Annotated in this window: 22 protein-coding genes; 4 read left to right on the forward strand and 18 right to left on the reverse strand. The window is 61.5% G+C overall.

All coding sequences use genetic code 11. From position 1 onward, the window contains the following. The 7 genes from BM397_RS27595 to BM397_RS29850 all read right to left on the reverse strand — a co-directional run. Positions 1 to 424: IS110 family RNA-guided transposase (locus tag BM397_RS27595; protein ID WP_143015457.1), on the reverse strand; the 424-nt coding region annotated here is incomplete at its 3' end. A 188-nt stretch (positions 425 to 612) separates the two neighbouring features. After that, on the reverse strand, positions 613 to 780 hold the full coding sequence (locus BM397_RS27600) for an AAA family ATPase (RefSeq protein WP_092431101.1): 168 nt from the start codon (positions 778 to 780) through the stop codon (positions 613 to 615). A gap of 30 nt (positions 781 to 810) precedes the next feature. Further along, complete coding sequence (locus tag BM397_RS27605; RefSeq protein ID WP_092431103.1) at positions 811 to 1,767, reverse strand: mechanosensitive ion channel family protein; 957 nt, start codon at positions 1,765 to 1,767, stop codon at positions 811 to 813. A 370-nt stretch (positions 1,768 to 2,137) separates the two neighbouring features. Next, a complete protein-coding gene (gene rnk, locus BM397_RS27610; protein WP_092431105.1) occupies positions 2,138 to 2,581 on the reverse strand; it encodes a nucleoside diphosphate kinase regulator in 444 nt (147 codons plus the stop codon). A gap of 83 nt (positions 2,582 to 2,664) precedes the next feature. Then, positions 2,665 to 3,132, reverse strand: a complete 468-nt coding sequence (locus BM397_RS27615; RefSeq protein WP_092431106.1) for a hypothetical protein — start codon at positions 3,130 to 3,132, stop codon at positions 2,665 to 2,667. A 293-nt stretch (positions 3,133 to 3,425) separates the two neighbouring features. Beyond that, entirely contained in the window at positions 3,426 to 3,641 is a 216-nt protein-coding gene (locus BM397_RS27620) for a hypothetical protein (protein WP_092567466.1), read from the reverse strand. Between the two features lie 98 nt (positions 3,642 to 3,739). Beyond that, the gene (locus BM397_RS29850; RefSeq protein ID WP_092567477.1) at positions 3,740 to 4,054 is read right to left on the reverse strand and encodes a YjiS-like domain-containing protein; all 315 of its coding nucleotides are present in this window, start codon (positions 4,052 to 4,054) and stop codon (positions 3,740 to 3,742) included. A 620-nt stretch (positions 4,055 to 4,674) separates the two neighbouring features. Here BM397_RS29850 and BM397_RS29155 point away from each other — a divergent pair. Continuing rightward, entirely contained in the window at positions 4,675 to 5,133 is a 459-nt protein-coding gene (locus tag BM397_RS29155; protein ID WP_143015459.1) for a hypothetical protein, read from the forward strand. Positions 5,134 to 5,224: 91 nt separating this feature from the next. Here BM397_RS29155 and BM397_RS27630 read toward each other — a convergent pair whose 3' ends face one another. Then, on the reverse strand, positions 5,225 to 5,641 hold the full coding sequence (locus BM397_RS27630; protein ID WP_092431109.1) for an Rrf2 family transcriptional regulator: 417 nt from the start codon (positions 5,639 to 5,641) through the stop codon (positions 5,225 to 5,227). A gap of 125 nt (positions 5,642 to 5,766) precedes the next feature. On the opposite strand from BM397_RS27630, the gene BM397_RS27635 reads away from it, so the two are divergent. From BM397_RS27635 to BM397_RS27645, 3 genes are all read left to right on the forward strand, one after another. After that, complete coding sequence (locus BM397_RS27635; RefSeq protein ID WP_092431110.1) at positions 5,767 to 6,465, forward strand: 5-formyltetrahydrofolate cyclo-ligase; 699 nt, start codon at positions 5,767 to 5,769, stop codon at positions 6,463 to 6,465. Between the two features lie 2 nt (positions 6,466 to 6,467). Continuing rightward, the gene (locus BM397_RS27640; protein WP_092431111.1) at positions 6,468 to 6,881 is read left to right on the forward strand and encodes a PAS domain-containing protein; all 414 of its coding nucleotides are present in this window, start codon (positions 6,468 to 6,470) and stop codon (positions 6,879 to 6,881) included. A gap of 421 nt (positions 6,882 to 7,302) precedes the next feature. Next, complete coding sequence (locus tag BM397_RS27645; RefSeq protein ID WP_092431112.1) at positions 7,303 to 7,992, forward strand: pseudouridine synthase; 690 nt, start codon at positions 7,303 to 7,305, stop codon at positions 7,990 to 7,992. Between the two features lie 14 nt (positions 7,993 to 8,006). Here BM397_RS27645 and gdhA read toward each other — a convergent pair whose 3' ends face one another. The 10 genes from gdhA to BM397_RS27690 form a co-directional block, all read right to left on the reverse strand. Continuing rightward, complete coding sequence (gene gdhA, locus BM397_RS27650; protein ID WP_092431114.1) at positions 8,007 to 9,362, reverse strand: NADP-specific glutamate dehydrogenase; 1,356 nt, start codon at positions 9,360 to 9,362, stop codon at positions 8,007 to 8,009. 285 nt (positions 9,363 to 9,647) lie between these two features. Then, positions 9,648 to 10,529 carry a DUF2189 domain-containing protein gene (locus BM397_RS27655; RefSeq protein ID WP_092431116.1) on the reverse strand — a complete coding sequence of 294 codons (882 nt, stop codon included), beginning with the start codon at positions 10,527 to 10,529 and terminating at the stop codon, positions 9,648 to 9,650. Then, positions 10,523 to 10,696 carry a hypothetical protein gene (locus BM397_RS29460; RefSeq protein ID WP_159441485.1) on the reverse strand — a complete coding sequence of 58 codons (174 nt, stop codon included), beginning with the start codon at positions 10,694 to 10,696 and terminating at the stop codon, positions 10,523 to 10,525. Before BM397_RS29460 ends, BM397_RS27655 begins: the two co-directional genes overlap by 7 nt. Next, positions 10,693 to 11,571: a cytochrome-c oxidase, cbb3-type subunit III gene (ccoP, locus tag BM397_RS27660; protein ID WP_092431119.1), complete on the reverse strand. Its 879-nt coding sequence runs from the start codon at positions 11,569 to 11,571 to the stop codon at positions 10,693 to 10,695. Before ccoP ends, BM397_RS29460 begins: the two co-directional genes overlap by 4 nt. After that, entirely contained in the window at positions 11,562 to 11,732 is a 171-nt protein-coding gene (locus BM397_RS27665) for a cbb3-type cytochrome c oxidase subunit 3 (protein ID WP_076534663.1), read from the reverse strand. The genes ccoP and BM397_RS27665 overlap by 10 nt, the downstream gene beginning before the upstream one ends. A gap of 4 nt (positions 11,733 to 11,736) precedes the next feature. Then, positions 11,737 to 12,513, reverse strand: a complete 777-nt coding sequence (gene ccoO, locus BM397_RS27670) for a cytochrome-c oxidase, cbb3-type subunit II (protein ID WP_092431121.1) — start codon at positions 12,511 to 12,513, stop codon at positions 11,737 to 11,739. Between the two features lie 4 nt (positions 12,514 to 12,517). Next, positions 12,518 to 14,170, reverse strand: a complete 1,653-nt coding sequence (gene ccoN / locus BM397_RS27675; RefSeq protein WP_092431123.1) for a cytochrome-c oxidase, cbb3-type subunit I — start codon at positions 14,168 to 14,170, stop codon at positions 12,518 to 12,520. After that, on the reverse strand, positions 14,167 to 14,352 hold the full coding sequence (ccoS, locus tag BM397_RS27680; RefSeq protein WP_092431124.1) for a cbb3-type cytochrome oxidase assembly protein CcoS: 186 nt from the start codon (positions 14,350 to 14,352) through the stop codon (positions 14,167 to 14,169). Before ccoS ends, ccoN begins: the two co-directional genes overlap by 4 nt. After that, positions 14,349 to 15,389, reverse strand: a complete 1,041-nt coding sequence (locus BM397_RS27685; RefSeq protein WP_092431126.1) for an NAD(P)H-dependent flavin oxidoreductase — start codon at positions 15,387 to 15,389, stop codon at positions 14,349 to 14,351. The genes ccoS and BM397_RS27685 overlap by 4 nt, the downstream gene beginning before the upstream one ends. Further along, on the reverse strand, positions 15,386 to 15,763 hold the full coding sequence (locus BM397_RS27690; protein ID WP_092431127.1) for a DUF488 domain-containing protein: 378 nt from the start codon (positions 15,761 to 15,763) through the stop codon (positions 15,386 to 15,388). Before BM397_RS27690 ends, BM397_RS27685 begins: the two co-directional genes overlap by 4 nt.

A 15,763-nucleotide genomic window follows, 5' to 3' on the forward strand; every position in this document is an offset into this window, starting at 1 on the left:
CCCGTAGCGCATTGATGGTCTGTGTCCTCTGGCGGACAAACAGATCGCGGGTTCGAAAGACCATGGCGCGTGCTTGCTGTCGGGATGACTTCGGCTCGACGAACCTCATGGTCGGCCGGCTGGCTGCTTCAGCTATGGCCTCCGCGTCAGCCGCATCGTTCTTTTGACGCTTGACGAATGGCTTGACGTAGGCAGGCGGCACCAATCTGACGGTATGTCCCAGAGCACCGATCTCACGTGCCCAGTAGTGGGCCGTGGCGCAGGCCTCCATAGCAACCACGCAGGGCGGCAAATCTGCGAAAAATGCCAACACCTGACCCCGTGACAGCTTCTTGCGAATAGCAACGCCGCCATCGGCCGTCGCACCATGAACCTGGAAAACCCGCTTTGCCAAATCCAGCCCAACAATGGTAATTTCTGTCATGGATACTTCCTCCCTCTTGTGATGTGACCCACATCACCTTGGCACATTGCGATGCCGTCGGGAGGGGGTATCCACCCCATCAGTTCTGGGTGGAAATCAACAAAGACCCAACCCTGCGAAGACGCGACGCGGTTGGGGTCTCCGGTCGCCATGTCGATGGCGTCCCTTGCGAAGGCTTCGAGATCGACCTAGGGAAGTACCACGCCTGCACCATTCAACTCCCGCGACACGATCTTCCTGCCGGGCTCCTCGACAGTTTCGAAGCCTCTGGGCGCGAGTTCGGCCAGCAACGTCGACTTCCCGCCCCCCGAGCAGCTGGAAAGGACCACGTGCTGGCCGCCATGGCCGTTTCTCATCGGACTTCTCTCCAAGTTGTCAGCCGCTCCTCACGCCTCGATGCGCTCTGTCTTGGAAGGCGCTGCGAATATCCGTGCGACCTCCGTTTCATGATCGACGGGAAGCATAGCTTTCCCGTGAGGACGATTCAGCTCGATCTGCATTCGTGGGGTCGGGACTTTCGCTTGTCGCAGCGCGCGATCGATCAGAGACAGCAACTCGTCCCGGCAATCGACGTCTCGTTCGAAGCGCGACAGCCAGAACCGGACCGCATAGGAATTGCCGTCGCTGCCCAGTTCCTGGACGCGGACATCCGGTGCCGGTTCGATCTGAATCAGACACGCTTGGCCTACCGCCTTAAGGATCAATTCCTTGGCGGCGTCCACGGGAACCTCATGCGCAAGCTTCAGAGATAGCTGCGCGCGATACTGCGGTTTCGGGGCGGAGTAGTTGATGATGCGTCGGCGCGCGATCTGGCTGTTCGGCAGGATCATGTAGGTCGAGTCCAGCGTCAGGAGCCGTGTCGTGCGCCAGCCGATCTCGATGACCTTGCCTCGTGCGACCTGCTCGATATCGACCCAGTCCCCAATCCGGTAGGGTGCTTCAACGCCCAGTGCGATGCCAGACAGCGTGTCGGCCACGACGTTCCGGATCGCGAAACCCAACACCGCGAGTATCAAGCTCGATCCCGCAAGCGCGCCAAGGAGACCTTGTTCCAGCAAGAGCGCGGCAGAGGCCACGATGGCGGCGAAGAACAGCAGAACCGCCACGAGATCCCGAAACAGGCGCGGGTATGGACGCTTGTCGCGTCTCTGGCGATCTGCGAACAGGCCGAAAAGCCGGCTACCGAGCCAGGCCGCAGCAAGACAACCGACAACCCCCCCAAGCAGGCGGAGAGACATTCCGACCCGCCGCTCAATATCCTGATCGTAGATTAGCAGGCCGGTGGCGACAAGAAGCAGGATAGAAGGCCAAATCAGTCGACGGAGATGTGAGAGAAGTCTCATGTCAGCAGCCCTGTTGCTGGTGCCGCGATGGTCGACGAGACCGGCACTGGAGGCAGGTCACCGCGGCGCCGGCATGTCGCTCGACGGCAGAGCCACAACGGCGACAGGAAATTCGGATGATGGGGGTAGCGCCCCCGAAATTGTGCCGACAGTTGGGGCAACGATGAGCGGCTGCGCGGGGAAGCGATGCCTTGCAGGACGGGCAGGCATGCGGACGGTGACGATGCATGAGATCCTCTTTCAACGGGAAAAAAAGGCGCCGAAGCGGCGATTGCCGATATCCCGGAAGGAGCATCGTGGCTTCGTCAGCGCATCGAGCGGCTCCTTCCGGGCAGAGCATGGGCTTCGGCAGGGCTCCGGGAATGTGGGCTCATTGTGCCTCCAGGCCTTCAGGGACATCCTGGCATGCGACGTTGAGCACGGTCAGAACCCGCCGTTCTCCGTCCCTAGTGTCCCAGTGGATTGATGCGCCCTCTGCCAGTCCTATCAGGGCAACCCCGATCGGTGTCAGGATCGAGATCCGCCCGCGCGCAATGTCGGCGTCTTCCGGAAAGACTGGCGTTACCGTCTTTTCCTGGCCGGTCGTTTCGTCGCGATAGGTGACCGCGCGCCCGATAGCCACAACGTTCTGCGGGAGCTTCGCCGCCGGAACGATACGGGCCCGACCGATTTCCCCGAGCAGTCGGTCAGCAAGGTCCGGGTTGCGCTGGATCGCGCCCTCGGCAAGTGCCTCGAACCTACCCAGGCAGTCAGCGCTTATGACGACCTTGGGCCGCCGACCGATGCCGGGAGAGGTGGAGCGTTGTTTGTTCATCGTAGTTTCCTTTCAATCTACTTGTCGTGTGAGTGAATTATGGGTGCCCATAGTCCCCGACCCGCGAGGGACGGATCAAAGCATCAGGCTGCGGCGTGGTCCGGCGACGGACGCACATCCAGTACGACGACGACTTCGATCTGACCGTCGTCCCGCAGGAGCGGAACCTTCTGCAGCTTTCGCATTCCGATCAGGGTGGCTCCAAGCAATGAAGCAACGAGGATATGTCCCGGGACCGGCGCGGGGTTCATGGAAAGCACGCCGCTGCGAGCGCCCTCACCGCTGATCATGTAGGTGACATGGGATCCGGCCACGACGAGATCAGGCGAAGCCGGCTCGAGAGTTCCGCGCGAGATTCGCAGCTTGTGGCGCAGCAGCCCATTCAGAAGAGGGGGGTTTGGCGAATTCCTCGTTCTGCGATGGCGGAGCAGGCGCTCGATACCGAGCCGGTCGTCGACAGTGAGGAGAAAGCCTGTCTCGACAGCGGAGCGTTCAAAGAGTGATCGAAAGGCACTGCCGGCAGGCAGGCGGGTGATCCTGGTATTGGTCATGATGTGTCTCCCGGAGCGGTGAAGCCCGCGTTCTCAGATGCAAGGATGCGAGAAAGCCCCGGGTGGTCGCAGACGCGTTTATGCGCAGACCGCCCGGGGACCCGGGCGGTTCAGAAGCAGAAACCGGAAAAGGTTTTCGTCCGTGACCATGAGGAGACCTTAGTCTTTGGGAGCACCCTGTCAATCCTCGAGACCGGGCCGGTTCCGGAATTGACTAGGATGCACAAAGCCCGAGAAAGTGAAGAAGGCGAATTGATGACGAGATCCACAAGGCGGACTTCGATGACAGGGGGTCACCGACGGCGCGCCTCGAAGTTTGAGTTACGTCGAACTTCCTGGATCGGCCTGCGGTGTGGCAGCGGGATGATGTTTGCCGATGTCGTGCGACCACCATCGTCTTCCCAACGCGCCAGGCATTTGGCGCTCGGCTCAGCGACCGAACTCACCATGATCCCTGGCCGGAAAAGTTCCGGAAACAGCTCTTCGAAATCTGCCTTGCAAATCATCATTTTGTCACTCCTTTCCATTGCTCCATAGGGAGCCACTACACGGCGAAGGCTGCGCACCACTGCAGTCCAGTGGTGCGCATTCTCGAGACTAGGGCCGGCTATGCGGTTCGGCCGCCGCGCCACCGCGGATCGACCTGCACATCCGAAGAAACTGGACGCATGCTCAGTTCGCGATCCGTCAGACCATCGACGACGCGTGGGATTTCGCTGCGATCAATCCCGATATCGCGCAGCAGGCGATCATCCATGCCTCGAAGAGTTTCGATCATTTTCCGGCGTTGCCAGTGGTGGAATGCGGTCCGGAACCAACGTCGAAACGCTCCGGGCTTTCGGTTGCGCTGAGCGACCGTTCGAGCGGGAGGGAAGTGAGGGGTATTGGATTTAAAAACGTGGGGGTACATGTCATGCTCCATGACGAAGAAACTGAACCGAGACGCACGCACCACGTCCTCTGGGCGACCCCGCACAGGCGTGGTCTTCCGGCCATGTTGGCGCGTTTGTCACTTCGATCGATCTGTTAAGAGATCGAGAAGACCCCGAGGCGCGGACCGGCAAGCGGCCTGATCCCGCCCGGGGCTACCGGCGGTTCAGTGTGTTTCCTGCGTTGAGCAGGAACCTCCTATGAAGTCTGAACACGATCATGATTGAGATATCGGCAATCCGCGTCAGTTTATCAAGAGGAAGGCGTCGTCTGCGACTTTCTGGCGCTGACGTCAGCAGAGGCGGACGAGGCTCATGGATGACGCCCCGCCAAAGGAGATCGCTGACCACGGCCTCATTGTCGCGCAGCAGTGAGGACCAAATCCTATAGTTTTGTCACTTCGCCGCACCACGCCCGTGACGGTTGACAGAATCCATTTGTTGCATAGCTTACATGCATGGTTACGAACGAAAGCTTCTTCCGGTTTCTGCTACTGAACCGCCTCCCTGCCCGGGCGGCGAGCGCGTAACCGCGTTCACGGCCACCCGGGGTTTTCTCGAACATTCTGATAGAGACAACGGGTCTGCTGAGATCAGCCCCTGGGAGATAACCATGACCAACGCACAACATGTGCGGGTGCCAAATAGCTTTGCTTACGACACCACGCCAGAAAAGCACGTCAACGACGCCGAGTTTTTCCTTCGGCCTTCTGACCGCGCCGACATCGAGTGGCTACTTTCCCGAGATGACCCCGCGGCACAGAAAATGCCGCGTCTTGTAGAAGGGATTCTGCGCTACAAGATGCGAAAGGCCGGGAAAGCGGTTGGCAAAGGCATCGACCAAATCGCATTGCCTATGAAACGCATTACATATGCTGAAAGTACTGGTTCAGTACAAAGAGGCATTTTGACCATGAGCATAATAGAACGGCCGGGCCGTATTCCGGTGGGATCTCTGCTCGGCGCAACTCTCTTAGGTATGTCAAGACACCAAAAAGAGCCCCTAAAGAAAGAAGACGGCAGTACTGTCATTGTCCACGTTATGAAGGTCGAAACCGTGGAACCGATCTGACGCGTCGAGTAGCGGACCGATCTGCGGTAAGGAAGCGCGTGTAACGCGCCGTCTCAGTTAACGTGCGCCAACATGGCGTCATGGTGCCGCGTCAGACGGGTTCCGGTGCGGGGAGGGCAACATCGGCAAGGGTCGAACGGTTGAGGTTCTCGATAAAGGCCATCTCGGCCACCCGAAGCCGGGTCTTTAGGCGACAGCATCCGTCGATCGTGCAATCCCCGCTGTTCGGTTGAAAGCACTCGACAAGGGCTTGGCCCTCTTCCAACACTCGCACCACGTCCCCCAACCGGATTTCCTCGGGGGCGTGGGCCAGGGTTGCACCGCCACCGCCTCCACGGCGTGTCTGCACCAGTCCGGCCCGGCCGAGTCTCTGCATGATCTTGATGAGATGGTTACGGGAAAGCTGAAATTCCTCGGCGAGATCAGCCGTGGAAAAAGCCCGGTCCGGCGCGCTGGCGAGGCGCATCAGCATGCGGAGTCCGTAGTCGGTGAAGGAGGTAAGGCGCATCTGCCATCCATGAAGTGGTATTTACAGTGCCTATTATGGCGCTTATCCAGAGAAGTGAATAGTCCCGGCGCGGAGAGACGGCTCCTGCCGCGAAAAAGACTACACCTGAAGTTTGGAGTTCGGACATGGGCAATGAGTCCAACAGCTTCAAGAGTGAGGGAAACTTTGCCTCTCCGCCCTGCATGGCGGCAGAGGTCGATCCTGGGTATTTCGACCCCTTGGCCGTAGATCCCGAACAAGCGCGCGACGTGGCCCGGTGGCGCACGGCTGAACGCAAGCGGCTTCGCGAGGCGCGTCGGACGCTTTCCTCGTCCCAGAGGACAATAGCAAGTGCAGCGCTGATGACAGGCCTGGAGAGATTGTTTGAGGAGCACCTTGCCGGGCCGAGCGACGTAGTCGTCGCATTCTATTGGCCGATCAAGGATGAGCCGGACCTGCGACCTTTGATGGTCGAGATGCAGGCGTCTGGCCGCAGCATCGCTCTGCCTCTGGTGGAGACGCGGGCGGCGCCCTTGGTGTTCCGCCTGTGGACTCCGGAGACCCGGATGGAGCGCGGACACTGGAACATTCCCGTGCCGCCACGGGACGCTCCGGAGGTGATGCCGGACGTCGTTCTCGCACCTCTCATGGGATGGGACAGCGAAGGCTATCGCCTTGGCTATGGTGGAGGGTATTTCGATCGAACCCTGGCGGCGCTGTCGCCGCGACCCTTCAGCATCGGCGTGGGTCTCGCCGCGGCGAAGCTACCCACAATCTATCCGCAACCCCACGATATCCCGATGGATGTCATACTCACCGAGCGTGGGTCCGCAGTCGGAGGCTAACGATGGACAGGGAGCAGATTGCGCGAAAGTTGTTCGAGGGAATACCCGATGCGTTGGTGGTCGCGGACCGTAAAGGCATCATCCGCGTCTGGAACGGGGGCGCGGAGCGAATATTCGGCTTTTCAGAGGGTGAGGCGCTTGGTCAGTCATTGGACATCATCACGCCGGAGCGACTGCGTGAGCGACACTGGAACGGCTACGAGGCCACCATGCGGACCGGCCAAACCAAGTATGGCGCAGGCGATCTGCTATCTGTTCCAGCAGTCCGGAAGGACGGAGCGCAAATCTCGATCCAGTTCTCCATCGTCCCGTTGCGCGGCGAGGACGGTGACTTGCAGGCGGTCGCGGCGATCATGCGCGACGTCACCGAGGACTTCGAAGAGCGCAAAAGGTTGCGGCGCGCGCTTCGTGGTTGAGGGAATCGTCTAAGCTGTCAGGCACTGGATTCGGCCTGCGTGGCCGAGCCAGCCTACACCGAAACGGGTTTACCTCGGGAGAACGGATGCTGCGAGAACTTCAATGCCCGGTCCGGGGAAAAGTGTTCAGCTGAGGAATCTTCTGTAGCCCCAGCCAAGCGCTGGCTCCGATCGAGTGAAGAAGGAAACACCACAACACCAAGCGATCCTATGGCGCTCTGGGCTATCACCCTCCGACTCCCAAAACTATCGTTCCGATGGAGCGAAAGCCGGTCATTCTCCAGCATACAAACTGGACTTTCCGGATGGGACCGATCATGGCGATAGAGCCGCAAGAACCCGTCGTGGTGCATTTCGCTTACGAGGATCACCGGATTTGTCCAGCAGTTCATTCACACGTGTAGACAAGCTCTTGTCCTCGATGGGATATGGTGCCCGCAAAGACATCGCGCGGCTGGCGCGGGCTGGTGGCATTGTCTTCGATCAGGCTGAGATTCTGGACGCCTCCGTTCGAATCCCTGTCAGCGCGGACCTGCCCCGCCGCATGACGGTCGCGGGCAAGCCGCTTGATCCGCCTGCCGGCCTGGTCGTCATGATGAACAAACCCCTGGGCGTGACCTGCTCGCACAAGGAGGCAGGCGAACTTGTCTATGACAGGCTGCCTGCTCGCTGGCGACGCCGCAAGCCCGCCATTTCAACCATTGGGCGTTTGGACAAACAGACCACCGGCCTTTTGCTTCTGACCGACGACGGTGACCTTCTGCATCGTATCAGCAGCCCCAGAAGCCGGCTCAGCAAAACCTACCGCGCCACGCTTGCCCGTCCACTCGATGGCACGGAAACCGCACTGTTTGCGTCAGGCAGACTCACGCTCAGAGGCGATGACAAACCTCTGGAACCGGCGGTGTTGGAGATCATCTCGGAAACCGAAGCCCTGATCACCGTGACGGAAGGCCGATACCACCAAGTTCGCCGCATGTTCGCCGCCACCGGCAACTTCGTCGAAGCTCTGCGACGTGAACACCTGGGCGATCTTTGCCTGCTCGACACCCTGGCTCCCGGTCGATGGAAGCTGCTGAGCAAGGAAGAGATCGCCCTCGTCTTTCGATGACCGAGGGGATTGTCTCAGATCACGCCTAGCATCCGCATGGCTTTCGCAACCCGCACGAAACCGGCGATGTTCGCGCCCAGGACATAGTCTCCGGGCGCACCATATTCATCGGCAGTTTCGGCGCATCTGTCGTGGATGCTTTTCATGATCTGTGCCAACCGTTGTTCGGTCTGCTCAAAGCTCCAGCGATCACGGCTGGCGTTCTGCTGCATTTCCAGTGCCGACGTTGCAACGCCCCCAGCGTTCGCAGCCTTGCCGGGCCCGAACAGAATGCCGGCCTCGCGCAGGATGCGGATCGCCTCGGGGGTGCAGGGCATGTTCGCGCCTTCGCCGACAGCCAGAACGCCGTTCTTGACCAGTGATTTTGCGTCCTTGCCCGTCAGTTCATTCTGGGTGGCCGAGGGCATTGCCACGTCACAGGGTAGATCCCAGACAGAGCCTTTCCCGACAGGCACAAAATGAACCCCGTCCCCACGCAACCGGGCATACTCCGAAATTCGCTCTCGGCGCACGGATTTGACCTCCTGAAGCAGGGCAAGATCTATCCCGCCTTCGTCTATGATGTAGCCGCTTGAATCCGAACAGGCGATTACCCTGCCACCAAAGGACTGCACCTTTTCGATGGTATGGATGGCAACATTGCCAGCGCCCGACACCACGACGCGCTTGCCATCGAAGTCGGTCTGGCGCGTTTCAAGCATTGCCTTGGTAAAATACGTGTTGCCGAAGCCAGTAGCCTCTGTCCTGGCTCGGGATCCGCCGTAGGCGATGTCCTTGCCGGTAAACACGCCCGATTCATAACGGTTGGTCAGGCGCTTGTATTGCCCGAACATGTAGCCGATTTCACGTCCTCCAACGCCGATATCGCCGGCCGGCACATCCGTCTGCTCGCCCAGATGGCGGTGCAGTTCGGTCATGAGAGATTGGCAGAAGCGCATGATCTCGCCATCGGATTTGTTCTTGGGGTCGAAATCCGTTCCGCCTTTTCCGCCACCGATCGGCAGGCCGGTCAGGGCATTCTTGAAAGTCTGCTCGAAGCCGAGAAACTTGATGATCCCCAGATTGACGGACGGGTGGAAGCGCATCCCTCCCTTGTAAGGACCGAGGGACGAGTTGAACTGGACGCGAAATCCTCGATTGATCTGGACATTCCCTTGGTCATCAACCCAAGGGATGCGAAAGATGATCTGGCGCTCGGGTTCGCAGATCCGTTCGATGAGCGCTTGTTCGAGGTAATCAGGGTGCTTTGCTACGACGCGCCCGAGGCTTTCCATCACCTCGTGCACCGCCTGGTGAAATTCCGGCTCGCCCGCGTTTCGCCGCGCCACTTCGGCAAGGATCGGTTGTAGCTTTTCGTCGATATTCTTCATGTGTCTCGTCGCATTAAGGGGAGTGTTGGTTGGATGCTAAAAATGTGTGCATCAGCATCACGAGCGCCCATTTTCCAATCAGCTATTTGATCCTCGACTGGTGTGCAAACCGTTATCCCGAAGGAGAAGTCGAAGGGGATGCTGTGAGGGTAAGCTGCGCTGCGTTTGTTCTAACGCCGACGCCAATCGGTTTCGGGTGCAGCACTGGCGATGCCCCAGACATTTGCCTTGCCGCGACCGGTCTCGCATCCGGTCGCAGGCTTCAGCAGCCCCGCCGTTTCCGGGTCAGGCCGGACGAATGAACATGCGGTCATCCTCATGCGCGGCGGCATCGTCTGAGCGGATGGCGCGGTAGCAATGCCAAGTGGCATGGCCCAGCAGCGGAAAGACCAGGATCAGCCCCAATCCGGCTGTGAGCAGACATAAGGCGAACAGCGCCACCACGATGGCGCCCCAGGCGATCATCACCCCAAAGTTGTTCCAGACCATCGCCATGCTGATCCCGAGCGCGGAGAGCGCGTCGGTCCGCTCGGTCAGAAGCATCGGAAAGGCGAAGACGCTGATGGCGAAGGAGAAGGCGGCGAAGAGTGCGCCGACGGCAGAGCCGACCAGCAGCAGGGCCCAGCCAGTAGGAGTTAGGAGAAGCATCGGAACGATCTCCTCGGTGCCGGGAAAGGCCACCATGCCAAAGAAGAGCGCATAGATGAGGACCGCCGCGCGCATCCACAACAGGAAGAGCCCCAGAAGCATGACCCCCATGAAGACACCGGCACCGCCGGACCGAAGCCGGACGAACAGCATTGGCCCGAGGCCGACCGGCTCGCCTGCCTCCAGTCGCCGGCTCTTCTCGTAGAGCCCGCCGGCGATCAGCGGCCCGACCACCATGAAACCTGCGAGTGCCGGGAACAGCGCATAGTCAAAATCCAAGTGGAACAGAAACCAGACCACGGCGACCGAGACGAGGAAAACGCCGAGGCCGTAGATCAGGCTTGGAAGCGGATGGGTCCAGAGATCGCGCCACCCGGCCCGCAGCCATGTGAAGGCGGTGCGCCACGGGAGATCGCGGGCGTGCGGGCTCGGGCGCGCAAGGGGCGGGACCACCTTCGGAATGACGCCCCCGGCGTGCGGATTATCGGGCGGCGGCGGGACGTTGTTCTGGCTCAGCATGACGGTTTCGCCGGGCGGTAGGTGCCGGCGCCTTCCTTGGCGGTTTCAACGCAGCTCGGTTGCGACGACAGCGAGACCGAGACGAGATGGATGTTGGCGCCCACGAAGATGGCCACGACCAGAAACGCGGCGGAGATCGCCAGAACTCGGGGCCGCTCAATGGTCATTCCGGGCCTCCATCGGCCAGCGAGGTGATGTAAATGGCAAGCATCTTGCGCTGCGCCTCTGTCAGGCGGTTTTCCCATGCGGGCATCCAGCCCTGTCGGCCGCCATAGATGGTCTCGAACAGCGCCTGATCTGTGCCGCCGTAGATCCAGTGGCTGTCCGTGAGGTTCGGGGCCCCGAGGTCGTACATGCCCGCCCCATCCTCGCCATGGCAGCTGGAGCAATTGTCGGCGAAAAGCATGGCGCCTTCTTCCAGCCGCTCGGGCGAGGCACCGCTGTCGAGACCCGCCAGCGACTGCACGTAGTCCGCCACGACGCGGATCTGATCCCGGTCGAGCATGCCATCTCGGCCAAAGGCGAGCATCTCGGCATAGCGCGTGTCGGGATGCGGGGCATTGATGCCGACACGCAGGGTTTCGAGGATCGTCTCGTCGTCGCCGCCCCAGAGCCACGCGTCATCGACCAGAGAGGGATAACCGGGGCCGCCTTCGGCGCGGCTTCCGTGGCAGGCTGCGCAATTGTCACCGAAGAGTGCGGGTGCGGTCTGGTCGATGTGGGTCATCAGCAGGGTGTCGTCACGGATTCTGTCCAGCGGAAGCGCGGCGATCCGGTCCGCCCAGACGCCACGGGCGGCATCCGCGGCAGCCACGCGCTCTTCCACCTGTTCCTGCTGATCAATGCCCAGCAGCCCGCGGGTATAGGTATTCACCAGAGGCCAGGCCGGCATGAGCACCCAGTAGACCAGCGCCCAAATATGCGTGACGATGATGAAGAACCACACCGCCCGCGGCACGCGTGTGTTCAGCTCGGTGATGCCGTTCCATTCGTGGCCCGTCGTCTGGTGGCCGGTCAGTGGGTCGCGTTCCTTTACCGACATGGTCCGTCCTCGTCATCCAGAATACTGTTCGCGGCCTTGTCGAAGCGTTTGCCCAGCGACGGCCAATAGGCGTAGATGGTGATCCCCACCGACAGGGCTATGAGGTAGAACAGCCCGAAGGACTTGGCGATCACCGAGGTCAGATCATGGGTAAGGTCCATCAATTCAGTCCTCCCCGAGTGGCTGATTTGCGAAGGCGGCATCCGTGAGCCCGCCGAGGATCTGGAGGTAGGCCACCAGAGCATCCATCTCCGTGACGCGGTCCCGCTGCCCGTCGAAGTGGCGGACGCTGGTCGCGTCTCCGTATCGCTCGCTTACCCCGTCGGCTGCGTCGGTGTCGGGCCGGGCCTGTCCGCGCGCGTCGGCATCGGCATTGGCGATCTGTTCGTCGCTGTAGGGCACGCCCACAGCCCGCAGCGCCGCGAGGCGGTCCGGCAGGCTCTCTGTCTCGAGCGTGGTATCCAGCAGGAAGGCGTATTGCGGCATCACCGATTCCGGCACCACGGCGCGCGGATCGACCAGGTGGCGCACATGCCAGTCGTCGGAATACTTGTTGCCCAGCCGCGCGAGGTCCGGACCCGTTCGCTTGGAGCCCCAGAGCATCGGGTGATCATACTGCGATTCCACCGCTAGCGAGTAGGGCCCGTAGCGGTCCACCTCGTCCTGAAGCGTGCGGATCATCTGGCTGTGACAGGCATAGCAGCCCTCGCGGATGTAGATGTCGCGCCCGGCCTGTTCGAGCGGAGTGTAGAGCCGCATGTCGGGCGCGGCCTCGACCGTTTCGTCGATGGTGAAGAGCGGCGCGATCTCGACGAACCCACCCACCCCGGCGGCGACGATGATCCCGAGGGTCAGGGCCATCGAGTGCCGCTCGGTGCGGTAGTGGGTCCGGGCGTGGAACTCGAACAGTCGGGCGAAGGGGGAGAGGATCTTGCGCAACATCAGGTCACTCCGCTGCCGGAACGGCAGGCTCGGCCGCTTCGGACGAGGTGGGGTAGTCGCGTTCCGGGTGTTTTTCGGGGGCGTGCCGGATCGTCATGTAGACGTTGTAGGCCGCCAGGATCGCGCCGGTCAGGAACAGGGCACCACCGCAGGCCCGCGCGACGTAATAGGGATGCATCGCGACCAGCGTGTCGGTGAAGGAATAGGCCAGCGTGCCGCTCTCGGTGTAGGTGCGCCACATTAGCCCTTGGATGATGCCGCTGTTCCACATCGCGAAGACGTAGATCACCGTGCCCGACAGCGCGAGCCAGAAGTGCCACTCCACCAGCTTCCAGGAATACATTGTCTCGCGCTTCCACAGCAGTGGGACAACGGAGTAGATCGAGCCGAAGGTGATCAGTGCCACCCAGCCCATCGCGCCGGCATGGACGTGGCCCACGGTCCAGTCGGTGTAATGCGACAGCGAATTGACCGCGCGCACCGCCATGAACGAGCCCTCGAAGGTGGACAGCCCGTAGAACACCGCCGCCACCATCATGAAGCGCAGCGTGGCATCGTCGCGCACCTTGTGCCAAGCACCGTTCAGCGTCATCAGCGCGTTGCCCGCACTGGCCCAGGAGGGTACCAGCAGCATGACCGAAAAGGTCATGCCCAGCGTCTGCACCCATTGCGGCAGGGCAGTGTAGTGCAGGTGATGCGAGCCGGCCCAGATGTAAAAGAACACGATGCCCCAGAACGACAGGATCGACAGGCGGTAGGAGTAAATCGGCCGCTCCGCCCGCTTGGGCAGGAAGTAGTAGAGCATACCGAGGAAGCCTGCGGTCAGGAAAAAGGCGACCGCGTTGTGGCCATACCACCATTGCGTCATCGCGTCCTGGACGCCCGCGAAGGCCGAGTAGCTCTTTGCTCCTGTTAGACTGGCGGGCACGGCGAGGTTGTTGACGATGTGCAGGATGGCCACGACCAGGATGAAGGCGAGGTAATACCAGTTGGCGACGTAGATATGCGGCTCGTTGCGGCGCGCAAGTGTGCGGATGTAGAGCACAAAGTAGACCACCCAGACGATCACTAGCCATATGTCGGCATACCATTCCGGTTCGGCGTATTCCTTGGACTGGGTAACGCCTATCAGGTAGCCTGAGGCGGCGATAATACAGAAGAGGTTGAAGCCCAGTAGCACGAACCACGGTGAGACATGTCCGGCGAGACGGGCCCGGCTGGTGCGTTGCATGACGTGATAGGAGGTGGCGATGAGAGCATTGCCACCGAATCCGAATATCACCCCGGATGTGTGAACGGGGCGGATGCGGCCGAAACTCGACCACGCCGCGTCGAAGCGCAGATCGGGCCAGGCAAGTTGCGCCGCGACCCAGACCCCCATGCCCATACCGACGACGGCCCAGAACAGAGCGATCACCAGCCCGGCCTTGGTCGGATCGTCGTAGTAGCTGTTCGTGCGGTCCTCGGCCGGTTCGGGCTCGCCAATCGCACGCAGGACGAAGCAGGTCATGATAGCGGCTGCAACCAGTACAATCGCGCCGTGGATCCCCAACGGATCGCTGTGACCCGCTGCGGCCATCACCAGCCCGACAATCGCCATGACGACACAAATCATCAATGCGATCTGGCGTTCGGCACCTGTCAACCGCTCCATCATCTGGCAACCTCCCGGTCGGTTCTATGTCTTGGCGGCAACGGACGGTCCTCCGTCTGAAGGATCCGGCGGGCATCGCCTTCCGGATCGTCAAATTGGTCGTGTCTCATCGTCCAGAAGAACGCGCCGAGTCCGACAGCGCCCATCGCCAGCGTCACGGGGATGAGAAGCAGTAGGATGGTCATGCTGCGCCCCCGCCCGGGGCCTGCGCCCGTCCGGCGATGCCGCGAAGCGCCGCCGCCTCGGTACAAAGGTCGAGCAGCCGGCGCGCGGCTGGCACGATCTCGACGATTTCCCCCAAACCGGTACCGGCGTAATGCGGCATCTGCTCCAGCGCGCCCGTCGTCGTGCGCAGCGGTGAATCCGTACTCTGGCGTAGGCGTGGAATGTCGTCGTCATGGGCGATGACCTCGCGGGGGATCGCGTCGGGATCGTGGCCCATCAGATCCGTGCCGAAGCCGTCGGTAACGCTGTTGCGCAGGACGCGCACGGCCGACCCCTTGGGCCAGTTCAACACGAAACCATCGGTCAAGACCGTGTCCTGCGGCCCTGCATCGATGATGCGCCGCTTGTGACAGTCATGGGCGAAGGATTCCTGCGTGGCGAGGAAGGCAGTGCCGCATTGCACGCCCTGCGCCCCCATCGCCAACGCCTCGGCCAGCGCCAGCCCGGTGCAGATGCCGCCCGAGGCAACAACCGGCAGGGCCGTGGTTTCCAGCACGGCCGGGAGCAGGTCGAATGTCGGGGTGCGCCCGTGCACGTGACCTCCCGCATCCTGCCCTTGTGCGATCAACACATCCGCACCGGCGGCTTCGGCCTCCCTTGCCGCGCGCAGCGTGCCCACTTGGTGCAGCAGAAGACCGCCTGCGGTCTTCACCCGGGAAACAGCCTCGGGCACGACGTCCCAAAAGAACGAAAAGACCGCCACCTCCATCGCAAGGCAAGTTTCGATCTGCTGATGCAGCAAGTCGGGCTCCGTGGCTGCCGGGATGAGGTTGACCGCGAAGGGGCGGTCTGACAACCGGCGGTAGGCCTCGATTTCCGAAATGATGAGCGATGGCGCCTCGCGCACCATCCCCAGCGTCGGGAAGCCGCCCGCATTGGCGACCGCAGCGGCCAGTTCGGCGCGCGCGACACCTCCCATCCCGGCCAGGATAAGAGGATACTCACATCCCAGCAGATCGCACAGGGGGGTGCGAAGGGACCCCAGATCGGCATTCATGTGGTATCCCCCGTGAGACGCTGTTTCAGATAATCCCGCAGCACCACCGCCTGGTTGTGTTCCCGGTCCTTCGCAGCAAAGAGAAGGGTGACGGGGCCAGCTCGGCACCATGCGAGGCAGCGGTCAACGGCGTCCGTGTTGCCAGCCAGTTCGTGCAGGTAACGGTTACGGAATTCGCCCCATTTGTCCGGGTCGTGGTTGAACCATTTCCTGAGCTCGGTGGTCGGCGCGATGTCCTTGAGCCAGTCATCGAGTCCGAGATCTGCCTTCGATATTCCTCGCGGCCAGATCCGATCCACCAGCAGCCTCGCGCGGTCCGTGCCGAACGTCTCGTCGTGAACGCGCGCGATGTCGATGTCGGAATGCTTCGCCAT

The organism is Alloyangia pacifica (genome assembly GCF_900116195.1).
In the GTDB taxonomy this organism is placed as follows: Bacteria; Pseudomonadota; Alphaproteobacteria; order Rhodobacterales; family Rhodobacteraceae; genus Salipiger; species Salipiger pacificus.

What these genes read in the sequence shown, in the direction of transcription:
- ccoP (WP_092431119.1), bottom strand. Translation starts at nt 11,571, where the DNA reads ATGTCGGTAAAGGAACGCGACCCACTGACCGGCCACCAGACGACGGGC.
- BM397_RS27635 (WP_092431110.1), top strand. Translation starts at nt 5,767, where the DNA reads ATGGGCAATGAGTCCAACAGCTTCAAGAGTGAGGGAAACTTTGCCTCT.
- rnk (WP_092431105.1), bottom strand. Translation starts at nt 2,581, where the DNA reads ATGAACAAACAACGCTCCACCTCTCCCGGCATCGGTCGGCGGCCCAAG.
- BM397_RS27655 (WP_092431116.1), bottom strand. Translation starts at nt 10,529, where the DNA reads ATGCTGAGCCAGAACAACGTCCCGCCGCCGCCCGATAATCCGCACGCC.
- BM397_RS27620 (WP_092567466.1), bottom strand. Translation starts at nt 3,641, where the DNA reads ATGATGATTTGCAAGGCAGATTTCGAAGAGCTGTTTCCGGAACTTTTC.
- ccoO (WP_092431121.1), bottom strand. Translation starts at nt 12,513, where the DNA reads ATGTTGCGCAAGATCCTCTCCCCCTTCGCCCGACTGTTCGAGTTCCAC.
- BM397_RS27685 (WP_092431126.1), bottom strand. Translation starts at nt 15,389, where the DNA reads ATGAATGCCGATCTGGGGTCCCTTCGCACCCCCCTGTGCGATCTGCTG.
- BM397_RS27600 (WP_092431101.1), bottom strand. Translation starts at nt 780, where the DNA reads ATGAGAAACGGCCATGGCGGCCAGCACGTGGTCCTTTCCAGCTGCTCG.
- gdhA (WP_092431114.1), bottom strand. Translation starts at nt 9,362, where the DNA reads ATGAAGAATATCGACGAAAAGCTACAACCGATCCTTGCCGAAGTGGCG.
- BM397_RS27645 (WP_092431112.1), top strand. Translation starts at nt 7,303, where the DNA reads ATGGGATATGGTGCCCGCAAAGACATCGCGCGGCTGGCGCGGGCTGGT.
- BM397_RS27605 (WP_092431103.1), bottom strand. Translation starts at nt 1,767, where the DNA reads ATGAGACTTCTCTCACATCTCCGTCGACTGATTTGGCCTTCTATCCTG.
- BM397_RS27665 (WP_076534663.1), bottom strand. Translation starts at nt 11,732, where the DNA reads ATGGACCTTACCCATGATCTGACCTCGGTGATCGCCAAGTCCTTCGGG.
- BM397_RS27640 (WP_092431111.1), top strand. Translation starts at nt 6,468, where the DNA reads ATGGACAGGGAGCAGATTGCGCGAAAGTTGTTCGAGGGAATACCCGAT.
- ccoS (WP_092431124.1), bottom strand. Translation starts at nt 14,352, where the DNA reads ATGACCATCCTACTGCTTCTCATCCCCGTGACGCTGGCGATGGGCGCT.
- BM397_RS27630 (WP_092431109.1), bottom strand. Translation starts at nt 5,641, where the DNA reads ATGCGCCTTACCTCCTTCACCGACTACGGACTCCGCATGCTGATGCGC.
- BM397_RS29155 (WP_143015459.1), top strand. Translation starts at nt 4,675, where the DNA reads ATGACCAACGCACAACATGTGCGGGTGCCAAATAGCTTTGCTTACGAC.
- BM397_RS27690 (WP_092431127.1), bottom strand. Translation starts at nt 15,763, where the DNA reads ATGGCGAAGCATTCCGACATCGACATCGCGCGCGTTCACGACGAGACG.
- BM397_RS29850 (WP_092567477.1), bottom strand. Translation starts at nt 4,054, where the DNA reads ATGGAGCATGACATGTACCCCCACGTTTTTAAATCCAATACCCCTCAC.
- ccoN (WP_092431123.1), bottom strand. Translation starts at nt 14,170, where the DNA reads ATGATGGAGCGGTTGACAGGTGCCGAACGCCAGATCGCATTGATGATT.
- BM397_RS27615 (WP_092431106.1), bottom strand. Translation starts at nt 3,132, where the DNA reads ATGACCAATACCAGGATCACCCGCCTGCCTGCCGGCAGTGCCTTTCGA.
- BM397_RS29460 (WP_159441485.1), bottom strand. Translation starts at nt 10,696, where the DNA reads ATGACCATTGAGCGGCCCCGAGTTCTGGCGATCTCCGCCGCGTTTCTG.